Annotated in this window: 10 protein-coding genes; 3 read left to right on the top strand and 7 right to left on the bottom strand. The window is 69.1% G+C overall.

Going from position 1 to position 11,802, the window contains the following annotated elements:
* Nucleotides 1-41: 41 nt before the first annotated feature.
* Nucleotides 42-1,154 (top strand): alpha/beta hydrolase-fold protein, encoded by a 1,113-nt coding sequence (locus tag ABZS64_RS16175; RefSeq protein WP_355829082.1) that lies wholly within the window; start codon nt 42-44, stop codon nt 1,152-1,154.
* Between the two features lie 67 nt (nt 1,155-1,221).
* Here the strand turns inward: ABZS64_RS16175 and folE are convergent, their stop codons facing one another.
* From folE to dacB, 6 genes are all read right to left on the bottom strand, one after another.
* Nucleotides 1,222-1,827 (bottom strand): GTP cyclohydrolase I FolE, encoded by a 606-nt coding sequence (gene folE, locus ABZS64_RS16170; protein ID WP_355829079.1) that lies wholly within the window; start codon nt 1,825-1,827, stop codon nt 1,222-1,224.
* A gap of 119 nt (nt 1,828-1,946) precedes the next feature.
* The gene (gene ftsH, locus ABZS64_RS16165) at nt 1,947-3,968 is read right to left on the bottom strand and encodes an ATP-dependent zinc metalloprotease FtsH (RefSeq protein WP_355829076.1); all 2,022 of its coding nucleotides are present in this window, start codon (nt 3,966-3,968) and stop codon (nt 1,947-1,949) included.
* 174 nt (nt 3,969-4,142) lie between these two features.
* The gene (gene hpt / locus ABZS64_RS16160) at nt 4,143-4,682 is read right to left on the bottom strand and encodes a hypoxanthine phosphoribosyltransferase (protein WP_355829262.1); all 540 of its coding nucleotides are present in this window, start codon (nt 4,680-4,682) and stop codon (nt 4,143-4,145) included.
* A gap of 38 nt (nt 4,683-4,720) precedes the next feature.
* Nucleotides 4,721-5,794: a tRNA lysidine(34) synthetase TilS gene (gene tilS, locus ABZS64_RS16155; protein ID WP_355829074.1), complete on the bottom strand. Its 1,074-nt coding sequence runs from the start codon at nt 5,792-5,794 to the stop codon at nt 4,721-4,723.
* A gap of 188 nt (nt 5,795-5,982) precedes the next feature.
* Nucleotides 5,983-7,128 carry a zinc-dependent metalloprotease gene (locus tag ABZS64_RS16150; RefSeq protein WP_355829071.1) on the bottom strand — a complete coding sequence of 382 codons (1,146 nt, stop codon included), beginning with the start codon at nt 7,126-7,128 and terminating at the stop codon, nt 5,983-5,985.
* A 67-nt stretch (nt 7,129-7,195) separates the two neighbouring features.
* Complete coding sequence (dacB, locus tag ABZS64_RS16145) at nt 7,196-8,599, bottom strand: D-alanyl-D-alanine carboxypeptidase/D-alanyl-D-alanine-endopeptidase (RefSeq protein ID WP_355829068.1); 1,404 nt, start codon at nt 8,597-8,599, stop codon at nt 7,196-7,198.
* An 86-nt stretch (nt 8,600-8,685) separates the two neighbouring features.
* Here dacB and ABZS64_RS16140 point away from each other — a divergent pair, with 86 nt between their 5' ends.
* Entirely contained in the window at nt 8,686-9,180 is a 495-nt protein-coding gene (locus ABZS64_RS16140; RefSeq protein WP_108151010.1) for an inorganic diphosphatase, read from the top strand.
* Between the two features lie 156 nt (nt 9,181-9,336).
* Entirely contained in the window at nt 9,337-10,986 is a 1,650-nt protein-coding gene (locus tag ABZS64_RS16135; RefSeq protein ID WP_355829066.1) for a threonine/serine exporter family protein, read from the top strand.
* 34 nt (nt 10,987-11,020) lie between these two features.
* Here ABZS64_RS16135 and ABZS64_RS16130 read toward each other — a convergent pair whose 3' ends face one another.
* Entirely contained in the window at nt 11,021-11,716 is a 696-nt protein-coding gene (locus ABZS64_RS16130; protein ID WP_355829063.1) for a VTT domain-containing protein, read from the bottom strand.
* Nucleotides 11,717-11,802 lie beyond the last annotated feature (86 nt).

Raw genomic sequence — 11,802 nt, 5'->3', positions numbered from 1 at the left:
CATTCACAGGAAATTCTCAAGGAAGAAAGCTCACGCGACTCATGGGTCTGACCAGTAACAAAGTTCTGGCCTTGGCCATCCTCGTGGCCGTGCTGCTGTTTGCCGCCACGATCTGGCTCTGGCCGCGGTTCGCGCGGGGCAGCTGGCGTGCCGTGACCGGCAGGATCGGCCTGCTGATCGCCACCCAGTTCGCGCTCTTCGCCGCGGTCGGACTCGCCGCGAACAACTCGTTCCTCTTCTACGGCTCCTGGTCCGACCTCTTCGGCCAGGAACAGGACATGGGCGTGGTCGTCGACCACTCGGCCGGCGGAAAGCGGATCAAGGTCGTCGAGAGGAAGAAGCTGGATGTACCGGGCAGCACGCGGCCCGCGACGGGCGGTCAGATACAGAAGATCGTCGTAGCGGGCGAGAAATCCAGGATTGACAGCCCTGCCTATGTCTATCTGCCCCCGGAGTACTTTCAGCCGAAATACGCGAAAAGCACCTTTCCGGCAACCGTTGTGCTGACCGGATACCCCGGGACCGCCGAGAACCTGCTCAAGGGGCTGAAGTACCCGAGGACGGCCTTCATGCAGGCCAGGGACGGCAAGATGCAGCCGATGATCCTTGTGATGATGCGGCCGACGGTCGCGCCGCCGCGGGACACCGAGTGTGTGGACGTACCGGGCGGGCCGCAGACCGAGACGTTCTTCGCCAAGGATCTGCCGAAGGCGATCTCGCAGACGTATCGCGTGGGGACCAAGCCGCGGAACTGGGGCTTCATCGGGAACTCCACCGGCGGCTACTGCGCCCTGAAGATCGCGTTGCACCACCCCGAGCAGTTCGGGGCGTCCGCAGGCCTGTCCGCGTACTACAAGGCGGCCGACGACCCGACGACCGGCGACCTCTTCCACGGCGACAAGGAGAGGAAGAACCGGTCCAATCTGCTGTGGAGCCTGGACCATCTCCCGCAGGGCAAGTCGTCGTTCCTGGTGACCAGCTCCAAGGGCGGCGAGGGCAACCTCAAGCACACCCTGCAGTTCATCGACAAGGTGAAAGCTCCCGCGCGCGTCTCGTCGATCATGCTCGACAGCGGCGGGCACAACTTCAACACCTGGCGGCGTGAGATCCCGCCGGCCTTGGAGTGGCTGAGCGGCCGGCTCAGCGCGTCGTAGGCCTCAGAAAGGGCCACCGGGTCTTGTGCGCTGCCCCTGGCGGGCGCCGGGCCCACCGGCAATCCGGCTAGCGAGCCATGATCAGGCTCATCGCCTCATTGCGCGTCGCGACGTCGCGCAGCTGGCCGCGCACTGCGGAAGTGATCGTCTTGGCGCCCGGCTTACGGATGCCGCGCATCGACATGCACATGTGCTCGCACTCGATGACGACGATCACTCCGCGCGGCTCCAGTATCTCCATCAACGAGTCGGCGATCTGGGTGGTGAGCCGCTCCTGCACCTGCGGCCGGCGGGCGAATACATCGACGAGGCGGGCCAGCTTCGACAGTCCAGTGATCTTGCCGTCGGTCGACGGGATGTAGCCGACATGCGCCACACCCCTGAACGGGACCAGATGATGTTCACAGGTTGAAAACACTTCGATGTCCTTCACCAGGACCATCTCGTCGTGCCCGAGGTCGAACGTCGTCGTCAGGACCTCTTCCGGCTCCTGCCACAGCCCCGCGAATATCTCCTTGTACGCCCGGGCAACCCGCCCCGGCGTCTCCCGCAGGCCCTCGCGGTCCGGGTCCTCCCCGACCGCGATGAGGAGCTCTCGCACTGCGTTCTCGGCCCGCTTCTCGTCGAACTCGCCGATCGTGCCCTCGCCGTCCAGCGTCACCGGGTCGGTCATCTGTGCCTCGTTCCTCTTGCTCTGGCGTGCGGGCATACGAAATGCCGCGCCCCCCAGGCTAAAACCTGGGGGGCGCGGCATTCATTCCGGGCCCTGCGTGACCACAGCGCCGGACGGGATCAGCCTTCCGGACGCTCCTCCGGGACCGCCTCGATGGCCGGGGCGGCGTCCGTCGGGGCGGAGCCGTTGGCGCCTACGGCGCCGTTGGTCAGTGCCAGCTCCTTCGGCGAGAGAACCGGCGGCCGCGTCGACGGCGTACGCCGCGAGGAACCGGTCCACGCCGGGCGGGCCGGGCGCTTCACGATCGGCGCGAAGATCTCGGCGATCTGCTCCTTGCCGAGGGTCTCCTTCTCGAGGAGCTGGAGGACCAGGTTGTCGAGAACGTCGCGGTTCTCGACGAGGATCTCCCACGCCTCGTTGTGCGCGGTCTCGATGAGCTTCTTGACCTCTTCGTCGACCAGCGCCGCGACCTCTTCCGAGTAGTCGCGCTGGTGACCCATCTCACGGCCCACGAACGGCTCGGTGTTGTCGGCGCCGAACTTGATCGCACCGAGACGCTCGGTCATGCCGTACTGCGTGACCATCGAGCGGGCCGTGGTCGTGGCCTTCTCGATGTCGTTGGCCGCACCGGTGGTCGGGTCGTGGAAGACGAGCTCCTCCGCCGCGCGCCCGCCCAGCATGTAAGCCAGCTGGTCGAGCATTTCGTTGCGCGTGGTGGAGTACCTGTCTTCGTCCGGCAGGACCATGGTGTAGCCGAGCGCCCGTCCGCGGGACAGGATCGTGATCTTGTGGACCGGGTCGGAGTTCGGCGAGGCCGCCGCGACCAGGGCGTGTCCGCCCTCGTGGTACGCGGTGATCTTCTTTTCCTTCTCCGACATGATCCGGGTCCGCTTCTGCGGGCCCGCCACGACGCGGTCGATCGCCTCGTCGAGGGCGTGGTTGTCGACCAGCTTCTTGTCGCTGCGCGCCGTCAGGAGCGCCGCTTCGTTCAGCACGTTCGACAGGTCCGCGCCGGTGAAGCCGGGCGTACGCCGGGCAACCGCGCCCAGGTCGACGTCCGGGGCGACCGGCTTGCCCTTCTGGTGGACCTTGAGGATCTCCAGACGGCCCTGCATGTCCGGACGGTCGACGGCGATCTGCCGGTCGAAACGGCCCGGGCGCAGCAGCGCCGGGTCGAGGATGTCCGGCCGGTTCGTGGCGGCGATCAGGATGACGCCGCCCTTCACGTCGAAGCCGTCCATCTCGACGAGCAGCTGGTTGAGCGTCTGCTCGCGCTCGTCGTGGCCGCCGCCGAGACCCGCACCGCGGTGCCGGCCGACGGCGTCGATCTCGTCGACGAAGACGATCGCCGGGGCGTTCGCCTTGGCCTGCTCGAAGAGGTCGCGGACTCGGGAGGCACCGACACCGACGAACATCTCGACGAAGTCGGAGCCGGAGATCGAGTAGAACGGGACGCCCGCCTCGCCCGCGACGGCACGTGCGAGCAGCGTCTTGCCCGTACCGGGCGGGCCGTACAGCAGCACACCCTTCGGGATCTTGGCGCCGACCGCCTGGAACTTGGCAGGCTCCTGCAGGAACTCCTTGATCTCGTAGAGCTCCTCGACCGCCTCGTCGGCCCCCGCCACATCGGCGAAGGTCGTCTTCGGGGTGTCCTTGGTGATGAGCTTGGCCTTGGACTTCCCGAAGTTCATGACTCGGGAGCCGCCGCCCTGCATCTGATTCATCAGGAAGAGGAAGACCACGACGATCAGGACGAAGGGCAGCAGCGAGAGCAGCACCGAGAGGAACGGGCTCTGCTTCGACGGCGAGACGGTGTAACCCTTCTCGATGTCGCCGGCCTCGTACTTCGTCTGCAGCTTCTCGGCCAGGTCGGCACCCTGGGTGCCGATGTAACTCGCCTGGATCTTGTCGCTGCCCTTGACCTTCTGGCCGTCCTTCAGATCAACCTTGATGATCTGTTCGTCGCCGGTGGTCAGCTTGACCTGGTCGACCTGGTTCTTGTCGATCGCCTGGACGACCTCGCCGGTGTCCACCGTCTTGTAGCCGCCGGACGAGCCGACGACCTGCATCAACACGACCACGGCGAGGACGGCCAGCACGATCCACATGACCGGCCCACGGAAGTATCGCTTCACGTCCATCCATACGGGGCGGAAATCGCCCCGTCCCTCCTGCCCGTAGGTAAATGCTGCTGTGAGAAAAGACTGTTCTTCGGACGGTACCCCAGCATTGTGACCGCGACCGCACGGTACGGCTGACAAACCCGCCCTCCGCATGCTCCAACGGCGGGAAGGGGTCTGGGGTTCCCGGTGGGGTCAGCCGCCGTACACGTGTGGCGCGAGTGTGCCGACGAAAGGCAGATTGCGGTACTTCTCCGCGTAATCCAGCCCATAGCCGACGACGAACTCATTCGGGATGTCGAACCCGATCCACTTCACGTCGATCGCGACCTTTGCGGCATCCGGCTTACGCAGCAGCGTGCAGACCTCCAGGGAGGCCGGCTCGCGCGAACCGAGATTCGACAGCAGCCACGAGAGCGTGAGGCCGGAGTCGATGATGTCCTCGACGATCAGGACGTGCTTGCCCTTGATGTCGGTGTCCAGGTCCTTGAGGATCCGGACCACGCCCGAGGACTGGGTGCCCGCGCCGTACGACGACACCGCCATCCAGTCCATGGTGACGGGGGTGGACAGGGCACGCGCCAGGTCCGCCATCACCATCACGGCGCCCTTGAGGACACCGACGAGGAGCAGGTCCTTGCCCGCGTACTCCGCGTCGATCTTCGCGGCCAGCTCGCCCAGCTTCGCGTCGATCTCTTCCTTGGTGATGAGCACCGACTGGAGGTCGGTGCCCATGTCCTTCTCGTTCACGCGGGTCACTTTCGTTTGCTGCGTCAGCCTTGCCGAATGACCAGTCTGCCACCCTGCCGTCGCGCCTCGACGCGGCCGGGCAGATTGATGGCTCCCTGGCCCCGCCAGCCCGTGATCAGCCGGTCGACTTCCTCGACGTGCCGGGCGAAGAGCGAACCGGCGGGCGCGCCGGCCTCGATGACGGCCCTGCGCAGGATCCTGCGGCGCACGGCGGGCGGCAGCGCGTACAGCTTCACGCACTCCAGGCGGCCGGCGTCGTCCCGTACGGAGGCGTCCGCGTCGGCGGCCCAGGTGTCCAGGGCGTCGGCATCGTCGCGGGAGAGCTGGGCGGTACGGGCCAGAGCCTCAACGACGCCCTTGCCGAGCGCCTTCTCCAGGGCGGGCAGGCCCTCGTGGCGCAGCCGGGAGCGGGTGTAGGCCGGGTCGGCGTTGTGGGGGTCGTCCCAGACGGGCAGCGACTGGGCCATGCAGGCCTTGCGGGCAGTCTGCCGGTCGAGCTGGAGGAAGGGGCGGCGGTAACGGCCGGCCGCCCCCGAGACGGCCGCCATCCCGGACAGCGAGCGGGTACCGGAGCCGCGGGCGAGACCCAGCAGGACGGTTTCAGCTTGGTCGTCGCGGGTGTGCCCGAGCAGGACGGCGGCAGCGCCGTGGCGCCCCGCGGCATCGTCGAGGGCGGCGTAGCGGGCGTCGCGGGCCGCGGCCTCGGGGCCGCCGTCGCGGCCGACCCGTACGGCAATGGCTTCGACGGGGTCGAGTTGCATCGCGGTGAGCCGGGCGGCGACATCGGCGGCGCGGAGGTCGGAGCCGTCCTGGAGGCCGTGGTCGACGGTGATGCCACCGGCCCGGACGGAGAGCTTGCGGGCCTCGAAGGCGAGGGCGGACGCGAGGGCCATGGAGTCGGCGCCGCCGGAGCATGCCACGAGGACGAGCGGCTGCTCGTCTGTGGATGCGGGATGGAACGAGGAGGTCGCGCAGGAGCGCGCGGGGGCCGCGTGGCCCACGGAGCGCACGAGCCGGTCGGAGTGTTCGGTGAGTACGTCGTGGAGTACGCGGCGGACCGCCAGGCGTATCGCCGCGACCGCAGGATGGGGACCCATGTCCGGTGCCCTTCGTGAAAAGTTGGGGGGTGCCTCGGTCGGTGTCGGGACGGGAGGATCAGTCACTCAGAGTGCGTCGATGGTGACAGAACCGGGCCGATACCCGAGCATTGCACGCCTACCCATTGCCTACGGTCCCTCGGATGGGTGATTAGGGGGGCGTCCTTCTGCCGTCGGACGCCACCCGCTCACGACTCTGTTTTACGGTGCACCCGCGCAACCCAGTCCGCAGGTTTGGCGATCTCCGCCTTGGTGGGCAGCGTGTTCGGGGACGTCCAGACACGGTTGAATCCGTCCATACCGACCTCCTCGACGACGGAGCGCACAAAACGCTCGCCGTCGCGGTACTGGCGCAGCTTGGCGTCCAGGCCGAGGAGCTTGCGCAGCGCCTGGTCCAGACGGCTCGCTCCCCGTGCCCTGCGCTGCTGGAACTTCTCGCGGATCTCGGCGACGGAGGGCACGACATCGGGTCCGACGCCGTCCATCACGTAGTCGGCATGCCCCTCCAGCAGGGACATCACCGCGGTCAGCCGACTGAGGATCTCGCGCTGGGTGGGCGTCTGCACCAGCTCGACGATGGAGCGGCCGCTCTCGTCCTCCTCGCCCTCGGGGCGGGCGCCGGAGAGCGACTGGGCGGCCTCCCGGAAGCGCTCGAGGACCGTCATCGGATCGACCTCGGTCTCGCCGAGAAATGACTGGATCTCGCCCTCGAGATGGTCGCGCAGCCACGGCACGCCGGTGAACTGGGTGCGGTGCGTCTCCTCGTGGAGGCAGACCCAGAGCCTGAAGTCGTGCGGGTCGACTTCGAGTTCGCGCTCGACATGCACGATGTTCGGTGCGACCAGGAGCAGGCGGCCGCCGCCGCTGCCCGATTCGGCGGGGTCACCTGCGGGCAGTTCGCGGGTGGCGGGCGCGAAGGTCTCGTACTGACCGAGGACCCGCGAGGCCAGGAACGACAGCAGCATGCCCAGCTCTACGCCGGTGACCTTGCCGCCGACCGCGCCGAGCATCGCGCCGCCGGGGCTGGCGGAACGGCGCTCCTGCATCTTGTCCAGCAGCGGCTTCAGCAGTTCGCGGAAGCCCGCGACGTTCGCCTTGACCCACCCGGCCCGGTCCACGACGAGGACGGGGGTGTCCTGTGGTTCATGGCCTTCCGGGATCATCCGGGTGAAGCCCCGCACATGTTCCTCGGACGCCTTGGCATGCCTGCGCAGCTCGGCGACGACGGCACGCGCCTCGTCACGGCTCACGTCGGGTCCGGGCCGCACGAAGCGGGTCGCGGTCGCCACGGCGAGGTTCCAGTCGACCATCTCGGCACCACCGATGCTCGTCATGCGTCAACCGTACGTTGTCGGCTCTGGGAGCGGTCAGGTGTCGGCAACGCCCGGTTCGCCCATTGGCTCACGAGGCCAGCGCGGCCGCCAGCCGGTCCAGGGCGGGCTGGGCGGCCTCCTGGGACGGGGTGTTCGCGGCCAGGAAGGCGAAGGCGAGGAGGCGTCCGTCCGGGGCGACGACCGTGCCCGCGAGGGTGTTGACGCCAGTCAGGGTGCCGGTCTTGGCGCGCACCAGGCCGGTGCCGGGCGAGGTCTCGGTGTAGCGGCTCTGCAGGGTGCCGCTGAAGCCCGCGATGGGGAGGCCCGTGAGGACCGGGCGCAGTTCGGGGTGGTCCGGGTCTGCCGCGCGGGCCAGCAGCGCGGTCAGCAGGTCCGCGGTGAGCCTGTCGTTCCGGTTCAGGCCGCTGCCGTCGGCGATGCGGGCGCCGGTCAACGGGAGCTTCAGCTTGGCCAGTTGCTTGGTGACGGCCCGTCCGCCGCCCTCGAAGCCCGGCTCCTCGCCGGTGGCGATCGCCGTCTGGCGGGCGAGGGCCTCGGCGATGTCGTTGTCGCTGTTGGTCAGCGTCCGCTCGACCAGGGCCGACAGGGGTACGGAGAGCACCTTGGCGAGCAGGGCGGACCCGGCGGCGGGGCGGCCGGGGGCGGAGGCGGCGGAACTCGCGATGCCGCGGTCTTTCAGCAACCGCTCGAAGGCGCGGGCCGCGTCGCCCGCCGGGTCGCCGCTGCGGTCCGAGGGACCCGTGCTCCGCTCGTCGTACCGTCCCTCGCCCACCATGAGGGCGCTGACCGGTGCGATGTTCCTGTTGGGGCCGATGGGGTGCCGGACTGCGCCCTTGTAGAGCGAGGTGTCGTACGTCAGCCGCACGGAGGCGACTCCGCGGTCGCGCAGGGCACGCGCCGTACGGTCGGCGAGCGTCCGCAGTCCTGCCGTGTCGAGGCTCGCGTCTCCGCCGCCGACGAGCGTGAGCTGCCTGGCGTCTTTGGAGGCGACGACCGTGGTGGGGATGCGGTGGTCGGGGCCGAGCGCGGACAGGGCGGCGACCGAGGTGGCGATCTTGATGGTGGAGGCGGGGGTCATCGGGTCCGACGCCCCCTTCCCGTACAGCCGCTTGCCCGTCGCGAGATCGACGACGCAGGCCGTACGGACCGTCCCGAGACCGGAGTCGCCGAGGAGCGGGGCGAGCACCTTGGCGAGGTCGGCGGGCGCGGTGTTCGAGGACTTGGCCGTGGCGTTCGAGGGGGCGCCGAGTGCGGCGAGCACGCCGGGTGCGCTGGGCGCGGGCGCCGGGTCCTTCGGCCCGGGCCGCTCGTGATGTGCGCCACCCACGGGGCTCTGGGCAGCCGCCCAGTCCCTCTCGGCCTTACGCTGGCCGGAGTCCCAGGGACCCGCCGCGGCCACCGCCCCGGCAGCGAGGGCGAGGCCGACCACGGCGGCGCCCGCGGTGAGCTGCCACGTCCTGACCTCTGGCACCTCGCACCAGCCCCTTTCGCGATCACACACCTGCGTGAGGGACACTTAACCACCAGACGTATGTGTTGATCATGGAGGAGCCACCCGTGGAGTTCGACGTCACCATCGAGATCCCGAAGGGTTCGCGGAACAAGTACGAGGTGGACCACGAAACCGGTCGGATCCGCCTTGACCGTCGACTCTTCACCTCGACCAGTTACCCGGCCGACTACGGCTTCGTCGAGAACACCCTCGGCGAGGACGGCGACCCGCTGGACGCGCTGGTCATCCTTGACGAGCCGACCTTCCCCGGCTGCCTGATCAAGTGCCGCGCGATCGGCATGTTCCGGATGACGGACGAGGCGGGCGGCGACGACAAGCTGCTCTGCGTGCCGGCGTCCGACCCGCGCGTCGAGCACCTGCGCGACATCCACCACGTTTCCGAGTTCGACCGCCTGGAGATCCAGCACTTCTTCGAGGTCTACAAGGACCTGGAGCCCGGCAAGTCCGTCGAGGGCGCGAACTGGGTCGGCCGCACCGAGGCGGAGGCGGAGATCGAGGCCTCCTACAAGCGCCTGGAGGCGCAGGGCGGCGCGCACTGAGCGCGTAGCACGCCGGCATCGAGCTGACGACGGGCGGGGCACCGAAGGTGCCCCGCCCGTAGTGCGTCCGGCGACCGGAGACCTGCGGCGCGTGAAGGATCGGCGCATGCCCATACTGAGCTGACACGGCGACACGAGAGGGAGCGAGGACAGCACGTGGTGGCGGAACCGGAGGGTCCGGAAGACCGGAAGCCTCAGTCCGACGAGGCGCACAGCGCCTTCACCCCGCCGCCCGGGGTCGGTCAGCCGGAGGTCCCCGAAGAGGACCATCCCTCCTCGGAGTTCGCCGTTCCGGAGGGGATCGGCACCGAGGGCCCGGCCGAGCCGGAGGGCTCCGCATTCGCCCCGCCGAGCACCTACAGCACCAAGAACTCGCCGCCCGCATTCACTCCCGCCCAGGGCATCCCGGTGGTCCGGCTGACGAAGGACGCCCCCTGGCAGGACCGGATGCGGGCGATGCTGCGGATGCCGGTGGGCGAGCGGCCGGTGCCGGAAGCCGTGCAGCGGCACGAGGAGGGCGGTCCCGCCGTACCGCGCGTGCTGGACCTCACGCTGCGTATCGGCGAGCTGCTGCTCGCGGGCGGCGAGGGTGCCGAGGACGTCGAGGCGGCGATGTTCGCCATCTCGCGTTCGTACGGACTCGACCGCTGTGAGCCGACCGTCACCTTCACCCTGCTGTCGATCACGTACCAGCCCTCGCTCGTCGACGACCCGGTGACGGCGAACCGGACCGTACGGCGCCGGGGCACCGACTACACGCGGCTGGCCGCGGTCTACCGGCTGGTCCACGACATCAGCACCGAAGAGAGCGAGGTCTCCCTGGAGGAGGCCTACCGGCGCCTCGCCGAGATCCGCCGCAACCGGCACCCCTACCCCGGCTGGGCTCTCACCCTGGCCGGCGGACTGCTGGCCGGTGCGGCCTCCGTGCTGGTCGGCGGCAATGCGCTGGTGTTCCTGGCGGCGGCGATCAGCGCCATGCTCGGCGACCGGCTGGCCTGGCTGTTCGCGGGGCGCGGGCTTCCGGAGTTCTACCAGTTCGTCGCCGCGGCCATGCCGTCCGCCGCGATGGGCGTCGCCCTGACGCTGTCGCCGCTGGACGTACGCGCCTCAGCGGTGATCACCGGTGGTCTGTTCGCGCTGATCCCCGGGCGGGCCCTGGTCGCCGGCGTACAGGACGGTCTGACCGGCTTCTACATCACCGCGGCCGCCCGGCTGCTCGAAGTCGGCTATCTGGTGGTCGGCATCGTCGTCGGCGTACTGAGCGTGCTCTATCTGGGCCTGGCGCTGGGCGCGGGCCTCAACCCGGAGACGGCCATCCACAGCGTCGACCGGCCGGTCGTCCAGACGCTGGCGGCGATGGCACTGTCCCTGTGTTTCGCCGTGCTGCTCCAGCAGGAGCGGAACACGGTGCTGCTGGTGACCATCAACGGCGGCGTCGCCTGGGTGGTGTACGGCGCGCTCGCGAACACCGCGCATGTCTCGCCGGTGGCCGCGACGGCCGCGGCGGCCGGTCTGGTGGGCCTGTTCGGGCAGGTGCTCTCGCGCTACCGGTTCGCGTCCGCGCTGCCGTATGTGACCGCCGCGATCGGACCGCTGCTGCCCGGTAGCGCGACGTACTTCGGACTGCTCGAGATCGCCAGGAACGACCTGAACGCGGGCCTCACCCAGCTCACCAAGGCCGCGGCCCTGGCGCTGGCCATCGCGATCGGGGTGAACCTGGGAGGCGAGCTGTCCCGGCTGTTCATCAGGATGCCGGGCGCGGAGGGCCCGCTGCGCCGCGCGGCCAAGCGGACGCGCGGGTTCTGACCGGCCCGGGAGCCAGGCGGCCCGGAAGCCGGACTCAGCGCTTGGCGTGCCGGCCGCGCTGCGCCGGGGGCAGGTCGGCCGCCGGTCCGGAAACGGCGGCTTCCTTCTTCTTCTTGGAGCGGGCCCGAAGGAACTCGATCGCGATCGGGATCACCGAGATCAGCACGATCAGGACCAGCATCGCTTCGATGTTCTTGTTGACGAACTCGACCTTGCCGAGCGCCGCTCCGAGGAGGGTGACGCCCGCGCCCCACAGGGCGCCCCCGATGATGTTGAACGTGATGAAGGAGCGGTAGTTCATCCGGCTCACACCGGCGATGATCGGCGTGAACGTACGCACGATGGGCACGAAGCGGGCCAGGACCAGCGACTTGGGGCCGTACTTCTCGAAGAACTCGTGCGCCTTCTCGACGTTCTCCTGCTTGAAGAGCCGGGAGTCGGGGCGCTTGAAGAGCGAGGGGCCGACCTTGCGGCCGAAGAGATATCCGACCTGGTCACCGGCGACGGCCGCGAGCACGACCAGCGCGCACACCGCCCACAGCGGAAGGTCGTTGAGCTTTCCGGTCGTCACCAGCAGACCGGTGGTGAACAGCAGCGAGTCACCCGGCAGGAAGAAGCCGATGAGCAGGCCGGACTCGGCGAAGACGATGAGCAGGACACCGATGAGGCCGAACGTCGTGATCAGATAGTCCGGGTCCAGCCAGCTCGGTCCGAGCGCAAGGGTAGTCACGAGGTCCGGGCTCCTGAGTCGATAGTCGGTCGATCGTCGATTCGGCCGTTCGACAGCCGTCGATCCGGCGTGGTCGGCCACCCAAA

The organism is Streptomyces sp. NPDC005408, assembly GCF_040606445.1.
In the GTDB taxonomy this organism is placed as follows: domain Bacteria; phylum Actinomycetota; class Actinomycetes; order Streptomycetales; family Streptomycetaceae; genus Streptomyces.
This window is presented reverse-complemented; position numbering and strand designations above follow the sequence as displayed.

Excerpts from the sequence above, each read along its gene's own strand:
- ABZS64_RS16150 (WP_355829071.1), bottom strand. The coding sequence starts at position 7,128 with ATGACGAGCATCGGTGGTGCCGAGATGGTCGACTGGAACCTCGCCGTG.
- hpt (WP_355829262.1), bottom strand. The coding sequence starts at position 4,682 with ATGGGCACCGACCTCCAGTCGGTGCTCATCACCAAGGAAGAGATCGAC.
- ftsH (WP_355829076.1), bottom strand. The coding sequence starts at position 3,968 with ATGGACGTGAAGCGATACTTCCGTGGGCCGGTCATGTGGATCGTGCTG.
- tilS (WP_355829074.1), bottom strand. The coding sequence starts at position 5,794 with ATGGGTCCCCATCCTGCGGTCGCGGCGATACGCCTGGCGGTCCGCCGC.
- ABZS64_RS16175 (WP_355829082.1), top strand. The coding sequence starts at position 42 with ATGGGTCTGACCAGTAACAAAGTTCTGGCCTTGGCCATCCTCGTGGCC.
- folE (WP_355829079.1), bottom strand. The coding sequence starts at position 1,827 with ATGACCGACCCGGTGACGCTGGACGGCGAGGGCACGATCGGCGAGTTC.